Source organism: Aerococcus sp. HMSC062A02, assembly GCF_001809535.1.
Classification (GTDB): domain Bacteria; phylum Bacillota; class Bacilli; order Lactobacillales; family Aerococcaceae; genus Aerococcus.
In genome coordinates this window covers 101092-122919 of sequence record NZ_KV797921.1, presented here as the reverse complement: position 1 = coordinate 122919, position 21828 = coordinate 101092, and the positions used below count along the sequence as shown (strand labels likewise).

At 48.9% G+C, this 21828-nt stretch carries 19 protein-coding genes and 1 tRNA gene; 7 read left to right on the top strand and 13 right to left on the bottom strand.

All coding sequences use genetic code 11. The features are described 5' to 3' along the window. Positions 1–2 precede the first annotated feature (2 nt). The 6 genes from queA to mutS form a co-directional block, all read right to left on the bottom strand. Positions 3–1061, bottom strand: coding sequence for a tRNA preQ1(34) S-adenosylmethionine ribosyltransferase-isomerase QueA (queA, locus tag HMPREF2626_RS04115; RefSeq protein ID WP_070617822.1), 1059 nt, complete (start codon positions 1059–1061; stop codon positions 3–5). 17 nt (positions 1062–1078) lie between these two features. After that, complete coding sequence (ruvB, locus tag HMPREF2626_RS04110) at positions 1079–2089, bottom strand: Holliday junction branch migration DNA helicase RuvB (RefSeq protein ID WP_070617819.1); 1011 nt, start codon at positions 2087–2089, stop codon at positions 1079–1081. A 37-nt stretch (positions 2090–2126) separates the two neighbouring features. Continuing rightward, the gene (gene ruvA / locus HMPREF2626_RS04105) at positions 2127–2726 is read right to left on the bottom strand and encodes a Holliday junction branch migration protein RuvA (protein ID WP_070617815.1); all 600 of its coding nucleotides are present in this window, start codon (positions 2724–2726) and stop codon (positions 2127–2129) included. 12 nt (positions 2727–2738) lie between these two features. Next, positions 2739–3176, bottom strand: a complete 438-nt coding sequence (gene msrB / locus HMPREF2626_RS04100) for a peptide-methionine (R)-S-oxide reductase MsrB (protein ID WP_070617813.1) — start codon at positions 3174–3176, stop codon at positions 2739–2741. A 76-nt stretch (positions 3177–3252) separates the two neighbouring features. Next, positions 3253–5193: a DNA mismatch repair endonuclease MutL gene (mutL, locus tag HMPREF2626_RS04095; protein ID WP_070617810.1), complete on the bottom strand. Its 1941-nt coding sequence runs from the start codon at positions 5191–5193 to the stop codon at positions 3253–3255. Positions 5194–5195: 2 nt separating this feature from the next. Then, positions 5196–7787 (bottom strand): DNA mismatch repair protein MutS, encoded by a 2592-nt coding sequence (gene mutS, locus HMPREF2626_RS04090; protein WP_070617807.1) that lies wholly within the window; start codon positions 7785–7787, stop codon positions 5196–5198. Between the two features lie 220 nt (positions 7788–8007). On the opposite strand from mutS, the gene HMPREF2626_RS04085 reads away from it, so the two are divergent. The 4 genes from HMPREF2626_RS04085 to budA all read left to right on the top strand — a co-directional run bounded on the left by HMPREF2626_RS04085 (position 8008) and on the right by budA (position 10457). Continuing rightward, positions 8008–8097, top strand: a tRNA-Ser gene (locus tag HMPREF2626_RS04085). 598 nt (positions 8098–8695) lie between these two features. Next, entirely contained in the window at positions 8696–9307 is a 612-nt protein-coding gene (locus HMPREF2626_RS04080) for a hypothetical protein (protein WP_070617805.1), read from the top strand. A 137-nt stretch (positions 9308–9444) separates the two neighbouring features. Beyond that, positions 9445–9735: a CC/Se motif family (seleno)protein gene (locus HMPREF2626_RS04075; RefSeq protein ID WP_070617803.1), complete on the top strand. Its 291-nt coding sequence runs from the start codon at positions 9445–9447 to the stop codon at positions 9733–9735. Positions 9736–9749: 14 nt separating this feature from the next. Beyond that, positions 9750–10457 (top strand): acetolactate decarboxylase, encoded by a 708-nt coding sequence (gene budA, locus HMPREF2626_RS04070; protein WP_070617801.1) that lies wholly within the window; start codon positions 9750–9752, stop codon positions 10455–10457. A gap of 112 nt (positions 10458–10569) precedes the next feature. Here the strand turns inward: budA and rny are convergent, their stop codons facing one another. From rny to HMPREF2626_RS04045, 5 genes are all read right to left on the bottom strand, one after another. After that, positions 10570–12141, bottom strand: coding sequence for a ribonuclease Y (gene rny, locus HMPREF2626_RS04065; protein ID WP_070617798.1), 1572 nt, complete (start codon positions 12139–12141; stop codon positions 10570–10572). Positions 12142–12421: 280 nt separating this feature from the next. Then, complete coding sequence (gene recA, locus HMPREF2626_RS04060) at positions 12422–13507, bottom strand: recombinase RecA (protein WP_070617796.1); 1086 nt, start codon at positions 13505–13507, stop codon at positions 12422–12424. A gap of 85 nt (positions 13508–13592) precedes the next feature. Continuing rightward, entirely contained in the window at positions 13593–14834 is a 1242-nt protein-coding gene (locus HMPREF2626_RS04055; RefSeq protein WP_070617791.1) for a competence/damage-inducible protein A, read from the bottom strand. A gap of 154 nt (positions 14835–14988) precedes the next feature. Continuing rightward, positions 14989–15567 (bottom strand): CDP-diacylglycerol--glycerol-3-phosphate 3-phosphatidyltransferase, encoded by a 579-nt coding sequence (pgsA, locus tag HMPREF2626_RS04050; protein WP_070617788.1) that lies wholly within the window; start codon positions 15565–15567, stop codon positions 14989–14991. A 14-nt stretch (positions 15568–15581) separates the two neighbouring features. Continuing rightward, positions 15582–17948, bottom strand: a complete 2367-nt coding sequence (locus tag HMPREF2626_RS04045; RefSeq protein WP_070617785.1) for a DNA translocase FtsK — start codon at positions 17946–17948, stop codon at positions 15582–15584. Between the two features lie 184 nt (positions 17949–18132). Here HMPREF2626_RS04045 and HMPREF2626_RS04040 point away from each other — a divergent pair, with 184 nt between their 5' ends. Further along, positions 18133–18405: an acylphosphatase gene (locus HMPREF2626_RS04040; protein WP_070617782.1), complete on the top strand. Its 273-nt coding sequence runs from the start codon at positions 18133–18135 to the stop codon at positions 18403–18405. Positions 18406–18470: 65 nt separating this feature from the next. Further along, positions 18471–19400 (top strand): membrane protein insertase YidC, encoded by a 930-nt coding sequence (yidC, locus tag HMPREF2626_RS04035; protein ID WP_083294333.1) that lies wholly within the window; start codon positions 18471–18473, stop codon positions 19398–19400. 128 nt (positions 19401–19528) lie between these two features. Here yidC and HMPREF2626_RS04030 read toward each other — a convergent pair whose 3' ends face one another. Further along, positions 19529–20638: a sensor histidine kinase gene (locus HMPREF2626_RS04030; RefSeq protein ID WP_070617780.1), complete on the bottom strand. Its 1110-nt coding sequence runs from the start codon at positions 20636–20638 to the stop codon at positions 19529–19531. Next, a complete protein-coding gene (locus HMPREF2626_RS04025) occupies positions 20635–21339 on the bottom strand; it encodes a response regulator transcription factor (protein WP_067972011.1) in 705 nt (234 codons plus the stop codon). The genes HMPREF2626_RS04030 and HMPREF2626_RS04025 overlap by 4 nt, the downstream gene beginning before the upstream one ends. Before the next feature lie 120 nt (positions 21340–21459). On the opposite strand from HMPREF2626_RS04025, the gene HMPREF2626_RS10015 reads away from it, so the two are divergent. Next, positions 21460–21612, top strand: coding sequence for a MerR family transcriptional regulator (locus HMPREF2626_RS10015; RefSeq protein WP_141744581.1), 153 nt, complete (start codon positions 21460–21462; stop codon positions 21610–21612). The last annotated feature ends 216 nt before the right edge of the window (positions 21613–21828 follow it).

Genomic DNA, 21828 nt, shown 5'->3' with positions numbered 1-21828 from the left:
AGTTAATCGTCTTCACGGTATTGGGGACCTTGGATATACATAGCGTCCCCGAAGCTAAAGAAGCGGTAAGAGGCTTCCACTGCGTGCTTATAGGCTGCCAGGACATGCTGGCGGCCGGCGAAGGCACTAACTAACATCACTAAGGTCGACTTGGGCAGGTGGAAGTTGGTAATAATGGCGTCAACCACTTTGAAATCAAAACCTGGGTAAATAAAAATAGAGGTCCAACCTGAGTCTGCTTGCAGCTGACCTTCAAATTTTTGAGCGATGGTCTCTAGGGTACGGATACAGGTGGTGCCCACCGCAACGACCCGCTTGCCCGCTGCTTTAGCAGTCTTGATCTTCTGGGCATTATTTTCGTCCAAACGGTAGAATTCCGAATGCATCTCATGGTCAGTTAAATCATCGGCACTCACAGGGCGGAAGGTACCTAGGCCCACATGGAGGGTCAGATAGGCCAGGTCAACGCCCTTAGCTTGGACCTGGTCTAGGAAGTCTTCGGTAAAATGCAGACCGGCTGTAGGCGCCGCTGCTGACCCATTCTCCTTGGCGTAGACCGTCTGATAGCGGTCCGGGTCATCCAAGTGCTCCTTGATATAAGGAGGCAGGGGCATCTCTCCCAAAGCTTCCAGAATTTCCATAAAAATGCCCTCATAAAGAAATTCAATTTCTCGTCCCCCGTGGTCTAATTCCTTCACCACCTTAGCCCTTAGCTGGCCGTCTCCAAATTGGATAATGGTCCCTGTCTTCAGGCGGCGGGCTGGTTTGGCGAGAACTTCCCAGCGGTCCCCATTCAAGTTATTTAGCAATAAGAGCTCGGCATGGCCGCCGGTTTCTTCCTTGGTGCCCAAGAGCCGGGCAGGGAGGACCCGGGTGTCATTGAGGACGAGCACATCTCCAGCTTCCAAGATATCGAGCAAGTCAGCAAACATATGGTCTGCATAGTGGCCAGTCTGGGCATCGAGGGTCAAAAGCCGGCAATTTAACCGGTCCTTGCTTGGGGTCTGGGCAATCAGTTCTTCGGGTAGGTCATAGTCATAGTCTGAAGTTTTTAATGTCATTCCATTCGCTTCCTTTTTCACTTGCTTTCTTCTGGGTCGATCCCTAAATGGCTATAGGCTAGGGAGGTGACGATCCGTCCCCGAGGCGTCCGTTGGAGAAAGCCATTCTGGATCAGGTAGGGTTCATACATATCTTCGATGGTGAGGGGGTCTTCGGCAATATTAGCAGCAATTGTCGACAAGCCGACCGGGCCGCCTTGGTAGTAAAAAATCATGGTTTCCAAGATCTTTCGGTCAACAGCGTCCAGTCCCTTGGCATCCACTTCCAAAATGTCCAAGGCCTTCTGGGTAATGGCCAGGTCAATGCGTTGGTCCTCATTGAAGACCTGGGCAAAGTCCCGGACCCGCTTCAACAAACGGTTGGCAATCCGTGGCGTCCCGCGCGAGCGCAAGGCAATCTCATAACTGGCCTGGTCATCGATGGGACTATTGAGCACCTGGCTGGTCCGCTGAACAATGGCATTGAGCTCGTCAGGACTGTAGTAGCGCAACTGTTTGACAATACCGAAACGATCGCGCAGAGGCGCTGATAAGGCCCCTGCCCGTGTGGTGGCCCCCAGTAAGGTGAAGGGGGGCAGGTCGAACTGGATAGCGTGGGCTTCGGTATCCTGACCCACAATAATATCCACCCGGAAGTCTTCCATCGCCGAATAGAGCATCTCTTCCACCACCCGGGGCAGGCGGTGGATCTCATCAATAAAGAGAATATCCCCCGGCGCCATCTCATTGAGTAAGACGAGTAAGTCCCCTGTCTTCTCAATCGCTGGGCCGCTGGTCGTGTGGACCCCTACCCCGAGTTCATTAGCTAAGACATAAGCCAGGGTCGTCTTCCCCAAGCCAGGTGGGCCGTAGAGGAGGACATGGTCTAAGGATTCATCACGGGCCTGGCAAGCTTGGATATAGACAGCTAGCTCCTTTTTGAGAGCAGACTGCCCAATATACTCCCTTAAGTACTGGGGACGGAGCGAGCCTTCAAACTTCTCCTCCCCTAGGCCTTGGTTATTCTCATCTAGTATACGCTCTGCCACTGCAGGCCTCCTTTCAAATTTCTTTGTCCTGAATCAACTAGCGAGCAGTCATCAAGCGCAGGGCTTGACGGATAGCGTCCGAAGTAGTCGCCACTTGGTCAAAGTCCATCTGCTTGACCACACGCTGGATATCGCGTTGGGAATAGCCCAAACTGTCCAGGGCCTCTTCTAGTTCTTGGGTAATAGGATGGGAAGGACTCGCCGAAGCGGCTTGGGATGCCGCTTTATCTTCAACATCACTCGTTAGTTTACCCTGCAAGTCGAGGATAATCTGCTGGGCCGTCTTCTTGCCGACACCAGGAAACTTGGTCAAGAATTGACTATCTGCCTGGTCAATGGCCCGGATCAAGCCTTCGTGGTCGTCCAAGCTGAGGATAGACAAGGCACTCCTAGGTCCAATCCCTGAGACCGAAATCAGATGCAGGAATAAGTCCTTCTCCGCTTCATCGCTAAAACCATAGAGGCGGATGCTATCTTGACTGACTGCTTGGTAGAGCCAGATCCTTGCTTCCTGCCCCACCTGGCTAGAAAAGCGATAGGGATTGGCCATAATCACTTGGTAACCAATCCCATTCACTTCAATGATAATCGCATTCGGTAAGATGCTGGTTATCTTTCCTTTAAAATAAGCATACATGACGGAATGCTCCTATTCTACAAATTTCTTATAGTCGCCGTAACCTTTTTCGTCCATCTCTTCATAAGGGATGAAGTCTAAGGCTGCGGAATTGATGCAGTAGCGCAAACCACCTTGGTCTTTAGGCCCATCATTAAAGACATGGCCGAGGTGAGAATCTGCGGCTTGGCTCCGCACTTCGGTTCGCACCATGCCGTGGCTGGTGTCGGTATTTTCCTTAATTTGGTCGTCAAAGAGCGGCTTAGAGAAGGAAGGCCAACCACACCCCGCATTAAATTTAGTCGTTGAGGCAAAGAGCGGACTCCCATCGACAATATCCACATAGATCCCCTTATCATAATGGTCATCATACTTACCTGAAAAAGGTGCTTCAGTCCCACTTTCTTGGGTCACCCGGTATTGGATATCATCTAATTCTTTCAAACGTGCTTCTTTATTGGCTTGGTCCATTTCAGTCACTCCTTTAAGGTTTTGTCACTCTCATTCTAACATAAAGCTTGCCGAATGCGAACATTTGTGCCCGGGACTAATGGCTATCCTGGATCCGTTTAAACAAACGCTCGATCTCATAAGTCGAATAGTGGATCAGGACTGGTCGACCATGAGCGCAGTTAAAAGGATTCTGGCACTGGCTCAGGTCAGCAATCAGTTGCTTGGCTTGGTCGTCGGACAAGTAGTGGTTGGCCTTAATCGAGAGCTTGCAACTCATCATGATGGCTGTCGCCTGGCGGAACTTACTCACACTGGCTGACTTATCGGTCAGGGCCAGTTGGATCAATTCCTCTACCGTCTCATGGACTTGGTCAGACCGAATCCAAGTGGGATGGGCAGATAATTGCAGGGTTTGGCTGCCAAAGAGTTCAAAGTCAAGCTGCATCTCCTTTAATTTAGGCAGGAGAGGACGGATCTCAAGCATTTCATCCTGGGTGAATTCAAAAAGTTCGGGGATCAGCAATTCCTGCATAGCGGTCCCGTAAGTTCCGATATGGTCCCGGTAGTATTCATACTTAATCCGCTCCTGCATGGCGTGCTGGTCCAGTAGGTACATGCCCGTGTCGTCTGAAGCTAAGAGGTAGGTCCCGTGCAATTGACCGATATAGTCCAGGTCAGGAAAGCGCGGGGACTGGTCGACCTGTTTAGCATCAATGGACGTAACCCGGTCCACGTCCCGCCAGACTTCTTTTTCACTGTGCTTGTGCTGGCGCTCCTCAATTGAAGGTTGGATCGTCTCTGAAGAAACCGGCTGAGCCTGACTTGGGCTAGCTTCTGAATCAAGGCTAGCATTTCCACTTGGCCTTCCCGCTTCTTTCCAAGGGTCATTTGTTGAGGAAACCAGCTCGCTTAGCTGGCTTTCTCTCCTTGATGGCGATTGAGGGCGAGGGCTGGACAAGGGCAAGTGGCCCTGCTCATAGCTTTCTTCTAAGCGGAAGGGCTCTGGCTTGGCTTCTTCGGTATACTGGAGGGGTTGGTTGGCCTCAGGTATCCGCTGGAGGGGTTGGAAGATATGGTCCAGGCTCTCTTTGATCAGATCATAGAGGACGTCTTCCTTAGAGATCCGCACCTCCATCTTAGTGGGGTGGACATTGACATCCAGGAGCTGGGGATCGGCCTCGATATGGAGGACAGCGATTGGATAGCGGCCAATCATTAACTTCTCCCGGTAACCATCGATGACCGCTTGACTTAACTTATAATTGCGGATATAGCGGCCGTTCAGGTAGAGGGAGATATAGTTCTTGCTGGCCCGCGTCAAGGTCGGTGGGGACACATAGCCGGTCAACTTGAAGTCCAAACTCTCGGCTTCGATCGGGTACATCTCCCGGGCCTGCTTAAAGCCATAAACAGCCGCCAAAACTTCCTGGAGCCGGCCCTTGCCATTACTCTCAAAGACCAGCTTGTCCTCATTAAAATAACGAAAACGAATCTGGGGATGGCCCAGTGCCTGGCGGTTAATAATATTGGAAATATGGGAGAGCTCAGTTGGCAGGCTCTTGATATACTTCAAGCGCGCTGGCGTATTGTAGAACAGATTCTCCACTAGAACCGAGGTCCCCTGACGGAGATGGCTGTCGCGCCGGTCCACCAGCTCACCGGCCTGCAAGTAGATCCAGGTCCCCGTCTGGCCATCTGAAGTCTCCAAGGTCATTTCAGAAACGGAGGCAATACTCGGCAGGGCCTCCCCACGAAAGCCGAGCGAATGAATCCGGAACAAGTCCTGACTCTGGTGGATCTTAGAGGTGGCATGGCGCTTAAAAGCTAACTCCACCTCATCAGAAGCGATGCCGATACCATCGTCAATCACCTGGATGCTGCGGAGTCCTCCCTCTTCCACTCGGATTTCAATCTCCTGGGCCTGGCCATCGATGGCATTTTCCAGCAATTCCTTCACAACGGAAGCGGGCCGTTCCACCACCTCGCCCGCTGCAATCTGGTCCGCCACTTGGCTAGGTAAGAGTTGGATCGCCATGCTTAATCCCCTCCTTCCACTTTAGCTACTAGCTTGCGTAAGAGCTCAAAGGCCTGCATAGGAGTGGTATCATTTAAATCCACCTGGTCCAATTGGTCCATGACCCAGGTCGCTGTCGGGTCTTCAGCTTGGGGACTGGTTTCTGCCACACTAAAGAGACTCAACTGTCCCCCTTGATCCTCCCCGTGGCTCGCTTGGAGGTCTTTCAAGATCCGGTCGGCATTGGCTAGGAGACTTTTTGGCATGCCTGCCAGCTTAGCCACATGGATCCCGTAGCTGCGGTCAGCAGGGCCAGGGAAAATCTTGTGGAGGAAGACCAGTTCCCCATCCTTCTCACTCGCTCCCACATGGATATTACGCAGGCCTGGCAGACGCTCTTCTAGGCTGGTTAGCTCATGGTAGTGAGTAGAGAAGAGCAGCTTGGCCTCTAAATGGTCGTGGAGGTATTCCAAAATGGCCTGGGCCAAGGCAATCCCATCATAAGTCGAGGTCCCCCGGCCAATCTCATCAAAGAGCAAAAGGCTGCGGTCGGTCGCATATTGGATGGCCTGGTTGGCTTCCAACATCTCCACCATAAAGGTAGACTGGCCTGAAATCAGGTCATCAGCTGCCCCAATCCGGGTGAAGATTTGGTCAAAAATCGGCATCTTGGCCGATTTGGCGGGAACATAGCAGCCCATCTGTGCCATAATCACAATCAGGGCTAATTGGCGCATATAGGTTGACTTCCCGGACATATTGGGGCCTGTGATCAGTAAGACATTGGTTTTGTCGTCCATTTCAATGGAATTGGGAACGAATTGGTCCTTGCCGATCACCGCTTCCACGACCGGATGGCGGCTGTCAATAATCTCTAAATTCCGGTCGTCTAGAGAAATTTTTGGACGGACAAATTGATGGTCTTCACTGACCTGGGCAAAGCTCTGCAAAACGTCTAGGCTAGCTACTGACTTGGCTAGGGCCTGCAAGTCCTGCTTATAGGCCTTGACCTGGTCCCGAACCTGGATAAATAGTTGGTATTCCAAGTCAATGGACTTATCTTCCGCTTCTAAAAGGGTTCTTTCCATTTCTTTTAATTCAGGGGTGATATAACGCTCCGCATTGGCTAGAGTTTGTTTACGCTCATAGTTATTCTCCTCCAAATCATCAAGAAGGTGGAGGTTGGCCTTAGTAACCTCAATATAGTAGCCAAAAACCTTATTATAACCCAGCTTGAGCGACTTGATCCCTGTCCGCTCACGCTCGTCCGCCTGGAGCTGGGCAATCCAGGCCTTGCCGTGGCGCATGGCCTCCCGGTAGTGGTCGAGCTGGTCATTGAAGCCATCACGAATGATATCACCTTCTGTAACCTGCACATTGGCGTTGGGATCAATGGCTCGGTCAATCAGGTCAACCACTTCCGGTAGGGCCGTCAAAGTCTCTAAGACTGGCTGCCAGTGAGCCTGGCGACTTTCATCCTCTCCTAATAGGATTTGAAGATTATGGACAATAGCTGGCACCTTGGCTAGAGACTGCTTAAGCTGGAGAAGTTCCCGGGCATTGACACTGCCCATGGAAATCTTAGCCACCAGGCGTTCCAAGTCATAGACCCCTTTCAATTGCTCCTGGATCTCTAAACGAACGAAATATTGGTCCATGAGATCAGCCACACAATTCTGCCGGCGCTCAATATCAGCCGCGATAATCAAAGGACGGTCGAGCCACTGACGCAAGAGCCGGCTCCCCATAGCGGTCCGGGTCTGATTAAGGAAGGCCAAGAGACTATTAGCCTGCTGACGGGTCCGAATCGACTCCGTCAGTTCCAAGTTACGCTTGGCATAGTGGTCCAAGTGCAAGTAGTGGTCCACCTCATAGTGCTCCGCCTCCTGCCAGTGGTCCACCATCTGGAACTGCGTAGCTTGCACATAGGCCAAAAGCAGGGTCAGAGCTGCCCGCTCATCTGCTGCTTCTATGTCCGCCAAGAGATGGTCCTGGCCTTCAATGACTGCTGGGTCCGGCTTGTAAACCGAAAGCGTGAAGTCAGCTAGGCGCTTGAGCTTGTCTAAGAAATCCTCTTCAAGCTCTGTTTCTACCACTAACTCACTAGGCTGAAGCTGGGCAAACTCCGTTAAGAGGGATTCCAAGCTCCCAAGCTGGGTCACCTGCAACTCCCCAGTCCCTAGGTCACTATGGGCCAAAGCATAGCCTGATTTTGCTTTGACCAAGGCACAGATGTAATTATTGGTCTGCTGGCTGCCCTCTTCCAGGTAGGTCCCAGGCGTAATCAAGCGGATCACTTCCCGACGCACCATCCCCTTGGCTTGCTTAGGGTCTTCCATCTGCTCAGCAATGGCCACCTTATAGCCTAAGCGAATCAGCTGGCGAATATAGTCCCCCGCCGCATGGTAGGGCACCCCACACATAGGAATGGGGTTCTCTGCATTCTTATTGCGGCTCGTCAAGGTAATCTCTAACAACTGGGCCGCTTTCAAGGCATCCTCATTAAATAATTCATAAAAGTCCCCCAGCCTAAAAAAGAGAAAAGCATCTGGATACTTAGCCTTCATGGCCTCATACTGTTCCATCATGGGGGTTTTCTTTGTCTTTTGAACCATCATGCACTCCTTTGCTTGTATCTTTATCTATACCTAGGCCTTCCAAGCGAGAATGAGCTTGGCCAAACGATTCATCTCCCCATTTTAACACAAATCTCTCGAGACCGCCTAGGCAAGCAAGGAAGATTTTCTGGACGCTGCCTGATTTTCCAGGCGCATGCCGATTTCCACTTGAATTTTTAGCCGATTAGCGTTAAGATAATTCTTGTACTTATTCTATGGAGACGTAGCGAAGAGGTCATAACGCGGTTGACTCGAAATCAACTTGTCGGTGACTACCGGCACGAGGGTTCGAATCCCTTCGTCTCCTTTTTGTGAATTCTAGTGAGGGCTAGTAAAGGCCAATGTTGATTTATCGGGCTTTATCACACTTACTAATAGCCAGTAATGTCTAATAAATGCTAGTTTTTACTCGGAATTCTATAACATTTCTATAACTTTTGGACCGTTAACCAGCTAAATCAGCTGATGAATAGCGTCCATAAAAAAACAAGCAGCCCAGCAGGTCAATCTGCAAGGCTGCTTGTTTTCTGTTCATCCATCTCATTTGATTATTTCTATCTAAAGGAAACAAAGTCAATTAATTATCTTGGTCATTATTATCGCCATCTTTTGTCTTAAAGAAGCTTGACCAAAAGCCTCTTAAGGTTAAATGTTTGCAGAAATAGAACCATGCTAGCGTTACGAAAGATACAAACAACACATATAATACGAATAGTAGACGGTCTAGCATTTCAATCATTGCTCCCCTATATTTCAAGCACAACTAAGAATTTAATTTTTTTTGCACTTTTATTATACTATATAACCAAAAAAGTACTTAGGCAGGCATCGTTATATTTCTTGACATTTTATTTCCACCTGGTATTGTGAATAAAAATATTTATATTTTACGAGGAGGAAAAGAAATGAAGAAATTGTTATTACTAGCGCTAGCCGCTGCTACTTTAAGTGCTTGCGGTGATCAGGTTAAGGAAGCCCCTGCTGGGAAGGTTGAACTGCAGGAAGAGAGTAAAGAAAATAAGCCTGAAGAACTCACAGAAGTCGGGCAAAAATCAAATGATCCAGAATTTGGCAGTCTCGAACTCAAAAAAATCGCCCAACCCGAAGAAACGCTAGATATTGCTCCCGAATTAAAAGCGACCATTCATAGTGTCAAACTTTTTCAGTCTGATAAAGGCGAGGCAGACCCTGTTTGGGACATGGTTGGGGGCAATCCAAAAGAGGGTTACTTCTTACAAATTGTCTATTCCATTGAAAACCTATCAGATCAAGAAATTATTGGTCCTCATTTTGATCGGCTAATTTTAGATAATGGTGAACAAATCGATGACCATGTCCTCCTCAATCAAACGACTGAATTAGCTCCTAAAGCTAAAGCCTCTGACCAAGTCATGCTGGTTGGCGTCCCGACTGAAAATTTTTCTGGCTTCTCTCTCGAAATGACCACTGCTATGACCATGGACGAGAATGCCATGGACCCCATGATTCAAAGCCAGGCCATTAATTTTCAATTTTAAATGCTAACTTTCTTAAAGTGCATACATATTTTATCGGACCCTAGAGCCAAACTTTAGGGCCTTCCCTTTTTTGCTCTGCCTTCATCCCTTGTGCTAAAATAAGCTTAAATAACTAAGGATAATAAAAGGAGGATGCGATGATTTCCAAGGCAGCTCAAGACTATTTAGAAGCTGAGGGGATCCATGATTTACGGGTGGAATACCCCCAGTCTGTATTCAATTCTTGCTGTGAAGCTAGTAATTTTGAGCCTGAGGTCAAGTGCGGACAGCCCGACCATCCGGAGAACTATCAGAGCTACCAAGCCGGGCCGGTAACGATCTTCCTGCACCGATCTGTCCGTCTCTCTGACCGGGGCGACTGGGAGATTGGACTCTTTCGCTTCTTAGGCTACAAAAAACTAGTTTTCTCTGGCTTTCGTCCCATTTAATGAAAGGAGTCTATATGTCTAAATTATTTCAACACCAAAGCTTAGGCGATTTGATGGCGGGGTTCTTTGATGGCAGTATCCGTTTCGGTGAGCTCCTTGACCATGGCGATACCGGTCTTGGCACCTTCCACGCCTTCGACGGGGAGTTTATCATGGTCGACGGCCAAGCTTATCAAATTCAAGCTTCCGGCCAGGTCGTAGAGGTCGAGCCTGAATTGACCAGCCCCTATGCTGCCGTCACCTTCTTCAAACCAGACCGCTTTGAAGAAATCAAGCGGCCCACGACCCTGAAAAAAATGCGTTCTGAGATTGGACAGATGGTCCAAAGCAAGAACGTCTTCTCAGTGATTCGGATTGACGGGCACTTCGATTATGTCCATACCCGGGCGGTACCAAAGCAAGAGAAACCCTATCCGCGCTTAGTTGAAGCCACCCGGGTCCAACCTGAATTCGAACAATACGATATCATGGGGACGGCAGTCGGCATCTATACGCCCCACCTCTACGATGGCGTAGCCAAGGGCGGCTTCCACTGCCACTTCATTAGCGATGACCGCAAGTTTGGCGGCCACATCCTGGACTACATCGTCACCGATGCCAAGGTCCAAATCCAAACCATCGATAGCCTAGAGCAACACTTCGCAACAGACTATACGGAATTTATGGAAAACGACATCGACTACGACAACCTCGCCGCCGAAATGGAAGAAGCAGAGGGCTAAAGGGTGAGAGCAAGAGCGTTTAGCTTTCCTTCACTGGAGCAAGTAAAGATAGCAAAAAGAGCTTGGAAATTCCCAAGCTCTTTTTGCTGCAAATTATAAGGGGTAATACGACTTAACGTGCATAGTCGACAGCACGTTTTTCACGGATTACCGTTACTTTAATTTGACCTGGATAGTCAAGTTCTTTTTCGATTTGCTTGGCTAAGTCATGCGAGAGTTTCACTGCTTCAAGGTCATCTACCTGGTCAGGTTGGACCATGACGCGGATCTCACGTCCCGCTTGAATCGCATAAGACTTGCTGACACCGTCGGCACGGTTGGCAATGTCTTCCAAGCTGCGTAGGCGTTGGATATAATTTTCAAGCGATTCTGACCGGGCACCTGGACGTGCAGCAGATAGCGCATCGGCAACTGCGACAAGCACTGAAATTGGTGAAATGGCTTCTACATCCCCATGGTGGCTTGCAATCGCATTGATCACGAGGTCATTCTCATGGTAGCGTTGGGCCAATTCGACACCAATTTCAACGTGGGTCCCTTCAATTTCATGATCCACGGCCTTGCCGATATCATGCAAGAGACCGGCACGTTTGGCGCAGGCTTCATCTAAGCCTAATTCACCAGCCAGAGTACCCGCTAATTTAGCCACTTCGATACTATGGCCCAGGACACTTTGGCCATAACTGGTCCGATAATTCAAGCGTCCCACTAGCTTAATTAAGTCCGGATGCATATCATGGATGCCGAGGTCGAAGACGGTATCCTCCCCAATGGTACGGATACGGGTATCCATTTCTTTGCGGGCTTTTTCCACTGCTTCCTCAATCCGGGCCGGGTGGATCCGACCATCTGCGATCAAGGCATCGAGCGCGATCTTAGCAATTTCTCGGCGCACCGGGTCGAAACCACTCAAGACGACAGCTTCAGGGGTATCATCGACAATTAAGTCAATCCCCGTTAAGGATTCTAGCGTCTTAATGTTCCGCCCTTCTTTACCGATAATCCGGCCCTTCATATCGTCATTAGGTAAGTGGACAACTGTCACTGAACTTTCAGATACAGTGTCCGCCCCACTCGTTTCAATGGCTTGAAGGATAATCGATTTAGCGATTTTATCAGCTTTTTCACGAATTTCTTGTTCAGCATCACGAATTTTAATCGCAACTTCATTACTCAATTCACGTTCTGTTTCAGATAAAATCAAGTTTTTCGCATCTTCTTGGCTTAAACCCGATACTCTTTGAACTTCTTCTTCACGTTTTTGGATCAATTGGTCCGCATGGGCTTCTTTTTCTTCAAGATTGGTCATGCGGTCACGCAAGGATTGTTCTTTGGAGTTGAGCTGATCTTCTTTATTATCTAGCGTGTTTTCGCGGCGGGTCATGCTTTCTTCCCGCTGGTTCAAACGGTTTTCACGTTGTTTAAGTTCATCACGATCAGCTTTTAAATCTTTCTCAGCTTCGGTTCGATAAGTTTGGGCTTCTTCCTTCGCTTCAACAATCATTTCTTTATATTGGGATTTGGCATCACGCTCGGCACGGTTGATAATATCCTGGGCTGAACGTTCAGCTTCAGCGAGGTCGGCTTCCATCCGTTCCTGGCGACGCTTGTCCCCAACATAGTTCCCGACTAAAAGGCCAACAATTAAAGCAACGATAACGAAGGCTATTCCTGTAAACTGCATAGTTCACCTCCGTTTCTATTTAATTGTAGTCTTAAATACTTTAAATATTTTTACTCAGTGTAAAAACTTTTACACCTATTATATATTGTATATTTTTGTTTCTAATCTGTCAATTGTTCTTTAACGGCCCCTCAATTTAGACCAATGACTAAGCACAAAAAAGACTAGGAAAACTCCCAGTCTCTTTGTAAAAATTATGATTTACGAACGCTTATTCTTAATCTTTGGCAGTGCGGTTAATTGTTGCTACTGAAGGACTAAGAGGTCTTCAGCTCTGGCCCTATTCCTTATTGTCTTCCTTCTCGTCCACGTCTAAAGCAGCTTGCCCAGTGGCTTCTTCTGAGTCAGACTCAGCGGCTTCACCGCCAAAGCCATAATGGGCACGGACTTGTTGGTCCACCGCTTGGAAAATATCCGGATTTTCCTTCAAGAAGTTCTTGGCATTTTCGCGACCTTGGCCGATCCGGTCATCCCCGTAGGAATACCAAGAGCCTGATTTTTGGATGATATCCAAGTCAGCGGCTAGGTCAACCAATTCGCCAGCTTGGGAAATTCCTTGGCCGTACATGATATCAACCTCTGCCACGCGGAAAGGTGGGGCTACCTTATTTTTGACAATTTTAATCTTGGTCCGGTTACCGATTACTTCCCCTGCGGCTTTCAGTTGTTCACCGCGTCGAACTTCTAAGCGGACGGTAGAATAGAACTTCAGAGCCCGACCACCTGGTGTAGTTTCAGGGTTTCCGAACATCACGCCCACCTTTTCACGGATCTGGTTGATAAAGATGGCAATGGTCTTCGTCTTGTTAATAGTCCCGGATAGTTTACGGAGGGCTTGCGACATGAGTCGGGCTTGTAGACCCACGTGGGCATCCCCCATCTCCCCTTCAATTTCAGCCCGGGGCACTAGGGCAGCGACAGAGTCAACGACTACAATGTCGATGGCCCCTGATGAAATCAAGGCATCGGCAATTTCTAAGCCTTGTTCACCCGTATCAGGTTGGGACAGGAGCAATTCATCAATATTGACCCCTAAGTGTTTGGCATATTCAGGGTCTAGGGCATTCTCCGCATCGATAAAGGCTGCAATGCCACCCCGCTTTTGGACTTCAGCGACCGCATGAAGGGCCACCGTTGTTTTACCTGAAGATTCTGGACCATAGACTTCAACAATCCGGCCCCGAGGATAACCGCCGACCCCTAAGGCGATATCGAGAGTCAGTGACCCAGACGGTACTGTTGATATTCTTTGGTCGGCCGTGTCACCTAACTTCATAATGGCACCCTTACCAAAATTTCTTTCAATTTTTTTGAGGGCTTCGTCAAGGGCTTTTTGACGGTTGGAATCGTTGTTGGATTTACTCACAGTACTTCCTCCTTGTCGTACATTTACTCTAGCTATATTGTAGCGGGCTTCTGCTCAAATAGCAAGCAAAAAGCGAACGGTTGTTCTAATTTAATTTTTGGATAAGGGCCAGGCAAGCGGCATGGACTGCTGACCGGCGGATGTTCTCACGCTGGCCTGATAAGTGCAGACGGTGGACTTGGCAGTCGGCGGGACCGGCTAGGCCAATAAAGACCGTTCCGACATCCTGACCTTCCATCTGGTCTGGACCGGCAACCCCCGTAAAACTCAAGGCATAGTCCGTCTGAAAGAGCTGGCGGCACCTCTCTGCCATTTCCTTGGCGCAAGCCTGGCTAACCATGCCTTCTTGGTCCAATGTTTCAGCGGAGACGCCTAGGACATCGCGCTTGGCTTGGAGGCTATAGGTCACGACGCCCCCTTCAAAAATTTCTGAAGCGCCTGGGCAGTCAACAATAGCAGCTGCCGCCATCCCACCCGTTAGGCTTTCAGCAACTGAGACTGTTTTTTGCTGGGTCTTGAGGGTCTGGACCAGGGCCTGGCTGGGCATATAGTCCAGGCCTTGGCCATAATAGTAAGCCCCGAGGCGGTCATTAATTGTTTCTTCGAGGGTATCTAAGAGGGCCTGGGTCGTCCCTTCATCCGAGCCACTAGCCGTCAAGCGCAGGGTCAGAACATTATGCTTAGAATAAGTTCCGATGGTGGGATTTTCCTGGCTTTGAATCAAGTCATCTAAGCTTTCGGCTAGCTGGGACTCCCCCAGCCCATAATAATTCAAGTAGCGCGAGCTCAGTACCTGCCGGCTATCTTCAGCTATAAAGTCTTGGATTAAGGCCTTGCCCTCTTCAAGGAACATGGCCCGCATCTCCTTAGGGAAGCCAGGTAGGACTATATAAAGTCGACCATCCTTGACCAGGGCCGTGCCCACCGCTTGCCCCACAGGATTTCTGAGACTTTTCCCCCGGCTAAAATAGAGGGACATGCGTTGGTTCAAGTCCGACATGGTCGCTTTACGCCGGCTAAAATCTTGGCGGACCCGATCTAGATTCTCCTCATCATAGACCAAGGGCTCATCGAGATAGGCAGACAGGGCCTGCTTGGTCAGGTCATCTCGGGTAGGCCCGATACCGCCTGAATAAATAATTATATCAGACCGCTCTTCTGCCTGCTTGGTGACCGCTGCTAGGCGGTCGGGATTGTCACCGATAGCCGTTTGGATATAGTGCCCCACCCCCAGTTCTGTCAGTTGTTGGGCCAAAAATTGGGCATTAGTGTTCAGGATTTGCCCCATAAGAATTTCCGTCCCAATCGCAATAATTTCAGCTTTCATTTCTTTCCTCCTTATTCATATATAGACCATTTTTTCCAAAATTCACTTTTATTCTAACAAATTTTTAAAAAAAGCTTGGGCCAAAAGTCCTTGCCTGATAAAAAAGTGACTAGGAGCTTGACCTAATCACTTTTCTTTTTTCTATGCTGAGCCCTTAGAGGCCATCACTAAATACTTTTTTGTTCTTAATGAAATAGTCAAAGCCCGAATAGAGGGTGAAGAAGAGGGCGAGGTAGAGCAAGACCTGACCGATTGAGAAGGGTAGGAAGCCAAAGGGCGCATCATCAACCAAAAGGAAGATGACAGCGAACATTTGCGTCATAGTCTTAACCTTGCCGATAAATTTAGCTGCCATGACCTCCCCTTCTTGGACCAAGATCAAGCGCAGGCCAGAAACAGCTAATTCCCGCATGAGAATCAGGCTGACCACCCAACCTGGGGACTTACCCAGAGTCACCAATTCAATCAAGGCCGTCGCGACGAGCATTTTATCAGCGATGGGGTCCGCAAACTTACCGAAATTAGTGACTAAGTGGTCGCGGCGAGCAATATAGCCGTCCAACCAATCAGTAAAGCTAGCAAAGATAAAGACCAAGGCCGCTAAAAACAAATGAGGGTCGATCGCACTGCCTAAGAAATGCCAGGTCCCCCAATCCAAGGGGAATTCCACTAAGAGCAGGAAGACGGGAATCAGTAAAATCCGAAATATCGTTAATTTATTAGGTAAATTCATCTCTCAATTCTCCTTTAATTTGCTTGTGAAGGCTCATCGCTGTTATCGGAAATGTTGACAACCCGTGGCTTAGATCCATTAGCCGGTCCGATAATTCCCCGCTGTTCCATATCATCAATGATACGGGCGGCCCGGTTGTAGCCGATGCGGAAGCGGCGCTGCATCATGGACGTGGATACTGTATCCCGACCCTTGACAAATTCCATGGCGTCAGACCAGATCTCATCAAGTTCATCAGCTGGATTATCTTCACTGGCTTCACTGGGCATCATCGCTTCAACATAATTTGCTTCTTGCTGGGACTTCACAAAATCAACTACGCGTTCCACTTCATCATCATCAATGAAGGCCCCTTGGACTCGGATCGGCTTGCCCTCACCCATCGGCATGAAGAGCATGTCGCCGCGACCTAGCAACTTCTCGGCCCCATTCTGGTCGATAATAGTCCGCGAATCTGTCCCACTGGAGACCGCAAAGGCGATCCGAGAAGGCACATTAGCCTTGATAATCCCTGTAATAACGTCAACAGAAGGTCTCTGGGTGGCCAGGATCATATGGATACCAGCTGCTCGGGCCATCTGAGCTAGACGGATGATGGCGGCTTCCACTTCCTTGGAGGCGACCATCATCAGGTCAGCCAATTCATCAACGATGACAACGATATAGGGCAGGCAGGGATCGTCCGTCCCCTCTTCCCGGTTCTTTTCACGGATATGTTGGTTGTAGCCCTTCATATTCCGAGCCCCCGTTTCAGCAAAGAGTTCATAGCGCCTTTCCATTTCTGCCACAATCTTATTCAGGGCTTGGGCAGCCTTACGAGGGTTGGTTACAACAGGGGTTAAAAGATGGGGGATGCCGTTGTAGACATTCAATTCCACCTTCTTAGGATCGATCATCATTAACTTAACTTCATGAGGTTTGGCCTTCATCAAGATCGAGATGATAATCCCGTTAATACAAACCGATTTACCCGATCCCGTAGACCCCGCTACCAGCAAGTGGGGCATCTTGGCCAGGTCAGCCATCTGGATGGAGCCCGCGATACTCCGTCCCAGGGGAACTTCCAAGAGTTTGGGCGACTTGGGAGCATTCTCCAAGCTATCACGCAGGGCGACCAAACTGACTTGTTGGTTAGGAACCTCAATCCCAATGGCCGATTTGCCAGGAATTGGCGCTTCAATTCGAATATCCTTGGCTGCTAGGGCCAGGGCAATGTCATCCGCTAGGTTGGTGATCTTGCTGACCTTGGTCCCGATAGCTGGCTGGATTTCAAACTTGGTTACGGCCGGACCCAGGTTAGCCTTGACCACCTTGGCATCGACATTAAAGCTCTCGAAGGTCTCCTCTAATTTCTCAATATTGTGTTGGATCACACTATATTCGCCGGACTGGTCCGTTTCTTCCCGATCATTCAAGAGATCAGGCTGAGGCAGGCGATAATTAGGATTCTCTTCCTCGGCTTCCATTTTCATGTCAGCCAGGTCTTCATGGTCCTCCTCTTCTTCCTCATCGTATTCAAATTTTAAGGGAATATTTTGGGCAGGCGCGCCGGCTTGAGCAGGAGCTTCTTGTTGACTCGGACTCGACTTAGCCCGGCTCCCTCCTGAAGACTGGGAAGAGGATAGGCCGACGATTTCCACCGGCTCTCTTGGTGCAGGCTGGGCCTCTTGGTCAGTCCTTTCTTTTTTAGGCCGGATGCGGTTCTTCTTTTCTTTGGGCTCAGACTGCTTAGCCTTTTGCTTGGCCTTGGCCTGGCGCTTCTCTGACTGCTTCTGCAAGTTCTCCTTACTGTCTGCCAGGAAATTGGAGAACCAATCTGAAAAGACCGTCCAGAGCATCTGGATGCCTTCCAAGAATTCCTGCCAGGAGATATTCATGACAAAGCAGAGCAGGACCAGGATGGCGATAAAGATGAGAACATAGGTCCCCACTTGGCCCAGAGTAAAATAAGAGACAGTGTAAAGCAAGGCCCCAAGCATGCCCCCACCCAAACTCTGGCTGAAGGTCCCCTGGCGGAGGGCTTCCGCCGCTAAAGACCAGGTCACATTAATCAGAGACTGGCCCTGATCCGCAAAGGCTGAAAAATACCAAGAATGTAAGATCAGTGCTAGCAGGGGCAAGAGCCAGAGACAGGCTTGGGACAGACGGTTGCGCAAGTTAGGGCCCTGACCTGTTAGAATCAGCCAGACCATGGCCAAGGCCAAGCCAACAAAGACCGGCAAGTAAAGCTCGCCCACCAATAAGCGCATAACCTGGGCAATGAGCCGGCCGACAAAGCCTAAGCGGAAAATGCCAAATAAAGTCACCACAAGCATGCCAAGGGCAACCGCTTCATTTTTAAATGTACGTTTTTTTGTTTTTTTCCTTCTTCTTTTTGCCATTGACTTCCGACAACATCCTTTCTCGACTAATCGATTCGACGATTATACACTCTATATTATATACAATTTTCAGCTTTTACGCAGCTTATGGGCTAGGAATAATTTCCCCACAAGTTAGATTTCTTTACTAGCTATTCCCCCAGCCCAACAAAGCATGCTATGATTAAGGAAAGGAGGTTGCAAGATGTTAACCAGTAAACTTCGTATCAGCGGCCGGGTCCAAGGGGTCGGCTTCCGTTTTCACTGCAGTCAACTAGCCCGCCAGTGGCACTTAGGGGGTTCGGTTAAGAACGAGGCAGATGGCAGTGTCAGCCTGGTCCTCCAAGCAGATGCCCAGACCCGAGAGGAATTTCTCCAAGCCCTCGAAAAAGCCAATCCCTATGCGCGGATTGACCAGGTCGACCTGATAGCCGAGGAAGACTTAGACTTTAAAGATTCTTTTGAAACGCTTTATTGAAATCATAAGCGAGTTTCGATAGAATAATAGGGTAAGTTTTATCAAAGATTAAAGGACGTGACATATTGTTTAAATCATTGACAGGCAAGCGGGCCAAACTGCTTGCCCTGACGCTAACTAGTAGCCTATTACTAGCTGGCTGTGCCAACCCAAATAATCCGGACGGCTTTGGCTTCCGTTGGTTCGCCATGCCGATCAACCGTTTACTCAACTGGTTTGCTGAGATCTTTAATGGAAATTATGGCCTAGCCATCATTACCATGACCATCCTGGTGCGTCTGGTTCTTCTACCGCTCACCATGCGCCAGTTGAACTCCACTATGGAACATTCGGTCCGGATGAAAGAATTCCAGCCCTATATGAAAGAAATGCAAGAGCGGCAAAAGAATGCCAGCTCTGACGAAGAGCGGATGTGCCTCGCCATGGAGCAGCAAGAATTTCTTAAAGAAAATAATATCTCCATGCTAGGCGGGATGAAAGGCTGCCTGCCTCTCCTCATTCAATTACCGATCTTCTCTGGCCTCTATGCAGCAATCCGAACCAGCCCTGAAATCAAGGCCTACACCTTCTTTGGCATTCCTCTAGGCGAACCAAGCCTACTCTTCGCCATCATTACGATTGCCCTCTATGCCCTGCAATCTTGGGTTTCTCTCCAAGGTATTCCAGAAGAGCAACGGGCTCAAATGAAGATGTCGATGTTTATGATGCCAATTATGATGGGCTTCATCGTCTTCAGCGCACCTGCTGGTCTGACCCTTTACTTCATTGTATCAGCGCTCTGGGGTGTTCTCCAATCGCTCTACACCAATCTCATCTACCGGCCACGCATCACAGCCCGTATTGAAGAAGAGATGAAGAAAAATCCAGTTAAAGTGAAAACTAGTCCAAGCACACAAGCCAAAGACGTCACCCAAAGCGTCAAAGACGACGCTCCTCGTCAAATTGACAAGGGTCCGAAAAAAGGTCGGAATGCCGGCAAGCAAAAGCGTAAGTAGACGCTAGCAATTCTTGAACATCTGTAACTTAATGACCAAATTCAAAAAAAGAACGGATGCTCACTTATCACAAAAACAAAATTAAATGCCTTAAAGCAGCACACTCTGTCCTGCTTTAAGGCATTTTTTTAATTTGCATCTGAGTCTTCTTCCACTGACCGGACCTTATCATCAACTTCCTCAGCTAAGGGCAGGCGGATGTGGAAGACCGAGCCGCTATTCAAGGAAGATTCTACGAAGAGCTGACCCTTGTAACCCTCGATCAGCTGACGGGCAATGGGAAGGCCGAGACCATTGCCACCTCTTTCCCTAGACCGGGCCTTATCCACCCGGTAGAAGCGGTTAAAGATCTTATCCTGGTCTTCTTGAGAAAGTCCTTCGCCAAAGTCCTGGATGGCGATTTCCACATAGCGGATCACATCCGTAGATACCGTAATATGAATCAAGGGGGTATCGGTGGAATACTTGACTGCATTGTCCAATAAGATAATGAGGCACTGCTCTAAATGGTGGCGGTTAATGGCCACATAATAAGGCTTAGAGAGCTCATTATTCAAGATGAAGGTGAAGTCAGGGTGGAGCATCTTGAAGTTCTCATAAGACTCTTCCACCACCATACCGGCATCAACCGCCTCATCTTGGTAGTGAATCTCCACTTGGCCAGCCCGCGACAGGTCGAGCATCTCTTGGACCAAAACGCGCATGCGCTCAATCTCACTCAGAGCCGATTGGATGGATTCCTGTAAGACTTCTGGATCATCTTTGCCCCAGCGGTTGAGCATCTTTAAGTGCCCCTGGACAATCGCAACTGGAGTCCGCAGCTCGTGAGAAGCATCCTCGACAAAATGCACCTGCTGGTCGATATAATGGGTCATCCGGTCTAAGAGCTGGTTAATCCCCAGGGAAATATCCGTCAGCTCGTCCTGACTATCACGGATGATCACCCGGGTATCGGCAATGCTCTTAAAGGAGATCCGGTCCAGGGTGAATTTAATATCGCGGATGGGCTGGAGCATCCAAGATGCCGTTAAGAAACCTGCCACCCCTGAAGCAAAGAGGAGGAAAAAAGCGATAAAAGTGAGCGAGACCACCAATTCTCCCGGACTCAAGATCACAATCGCTATTGGTACCAGCATGGCAATGAGCCAGATAATCCCTGATAGGCAGAGCCCCCATTTCCAAAAAAGTGAAATTCGCTTTTTCTTCTCTTGGTTATCAGGTTGATTATCTAATTTCATTGTTCAGTCCTCATCACATAGCCTGTTCCGCGCACAGTTTGAATATAAGAAGGTTGGTCTTTGCGGTCAATCTTATTGCGCAAGTAACGGATATAAACATCCACAACATTAGTTTCAATCTCAGTGTCATAATTCCAGACCTTATTGAGTAATTCCTGGCGGGAGAGGACGACGTTGACATTCTCCATCAAAGTGACTAAGAGCTCGTATTCCCGCTTGGTCAAGTCGATGATATCATCCCCCCGGTGAACAATCCGGTTTTCTTTTTCGACCGTGATATCCTTAAAGGTCAGCTTGGTTTGTTTCACTTGGAATTCACTCTCTGCAATATTGATGCGACGAAGCAAGGCCCGCATCCGTGCCAGGAGTTCTTCAATCGCAAAAGGTTTAACAATATAGTCATCGGCACCCTGATCCAAACCAGACACCCGGTCAATAATAGAATCGCGAGCAGTCATCATAATCACTGGTGTCGTCTTCTCATGGCGCAGGCGGCGGCAGACTTCCACCCCATTAATTTCTGGGAGCATGAGGTCGAGCAGGATAATATCCCAGTCTTCTTCAAGAGCGGCCTTGAGTCCCGTCCGTCCATTGTAGCAAGTTTCCACTTCATAGCCCTCGTATTTCAGCTCCAATTCAATGAAACGGGCTAAATTCTTTTCATCTTCAATAATTAATACACGTGTTGCTTCTTCACTCATCTCATTCACACTCCATCTCCATAATATTTAGTTTTTGTGAAAAAATATTCCTTAAGCAATTCATATATCCCTATGCTATAATAAAAAGCGTACAGCTTACAAGAGAAAGCGAGGTTTCTTATGCCACAGCACATGCCAAAATCTAAAATGTACAATAACAAAAAGAAGAAAAAACGTCGTGGCCAAATCTTAATCTGGATCGGCCTCATCGCCATCATCGGCTCCGTCGTCTTCGCCACCGCCATGGCCCTCTACGGCTACTACGCCGGGTAAAACAAGGGTGTGAGCAAGAGCGGTTAGCTTTGGCTGCTTGGAGTAAGTTGGAATAAGGGCAAGCCAGGCTTGCACGTTTCCAACTTGCGAAAGCACGCCAAAGCTGCTCTTGCAAACCCAACTAACAAGGGTGTGAGCAGTTGCGTCTAGACTTGAATGACTGGAGCCCAATCGGATAAGAACGGCTTTAGCCGGTCGTTCCGATTGGGTGAAGTC

Bases quoted from the DNA above. Each gene is read 5' to 3' on its own strand.
- HMPREF2626_RS04055 (WP_070617791.1), bottom strand. From the start codon at position 14,834: ATGAAAGCTGAAATTATTGCGATTGGGACGGAAATTCTTATGGGGCAA.
- HMPREF2626_RS04040 (WP_070617782.1), top strand. From the start codon at position 18,133: ATGTTAACCAGTAAACTTCGTATCAGCGGCCGGGTCCAAGGGGTCGGC.
- HMPREF2626_RS04080 (WP_070617805.1), top strand. From the start codon at position 8,696: ATGAAGAAATTGTTATTACTAGCGCTAGCCGCTGCTACTTTAAGTGCT.
- queA (WP_070617822.1), bottom strand. From the start codon at position 1,061: ATGACATTAAAAACTTCAGACTATGACTATGACCTACCCGAAGAACTG.
- budA (WP_070617801.1), top strand. From the start codon at position 9,750: ATGTCTAAATTATTTCAACACCAAAGCTTAGGCGATTTGATGGCGGGG.
- rny (WP_070617798.1), bottom strand. From the start codon at position 12,141: ATGCAGTTTACAGGAATAGCCTTCGTTATCGTTGCTTTAATTGTTGGC.
- pgsA (WP_070617788.1), bottom strand. From the start codon at position 15,567: ATGAATTTACCTAATAAATTAACGATATTTCGGATTTTACTGATTCCC.
- mutS (WP_070617807.1), bottom strand. From the start codon at position 7,787: ATGGTTCAAAAGACAAAGAAAACCCCCATGATGGAACAGTATGAGGCC.
- HMPREF2626_RS04030 (WP_070617780.1), bottom strand. From the start codon at position 20,638: ATGAAATTAGATAATCAACCTGATAACCAAGAGAAGAAAAAGCGAATT.
- HMPREF2626_RS04075 (WP_070617803.1), top strand. From the start codon at position 9,445: ATGATTTCCAAGGCAGCTCAAGACTATTTAGAAGCTGAGGGGATCCAT.
- HMPREF2626_RS10015 (WP_141744581.1), top strand. From the start codon at position 21,460: ATGCCACAGCACATGCCAAAATCTAAAATGTACAATAACAAAAAGAAG.
- HMPREF2626_RS04045 (WP_070617785.1), bottom strand. From the start codon at position 17,948: ATGGCAAAAAGAAGAAGGAAAAAAACAAAAAAACGTACATTTAAAAAT.
- msrB (WP_070617813.1), bottom strand. From the start codon at position 3,176: ATGGACCAAGCCAATAAAGAAGCACGTTTGAAAGAATTAGATGATATC.
- HMPREF2626_RS04025 (WP_067972011.1), bottom strand. From the start codon at position 21,339: ATGAGTGAAGAAGCAACACGTGTATTAATTATTGAAGATGAAAAGAAT.
- ruvA (WP_070617815.1), bottom strand. From the start codon at position 2,726: ATGTATGCTTATTTTAAAGGAAAGATAACCAGCATCTTACCGAATGCG.
- mutL (WP_070617810.1), bottom strand. From the start codon at position 5,193: ATGGCGATCCAACTCTTACCTAGCCAAGTGGCGGACCAGATTGCAGCG.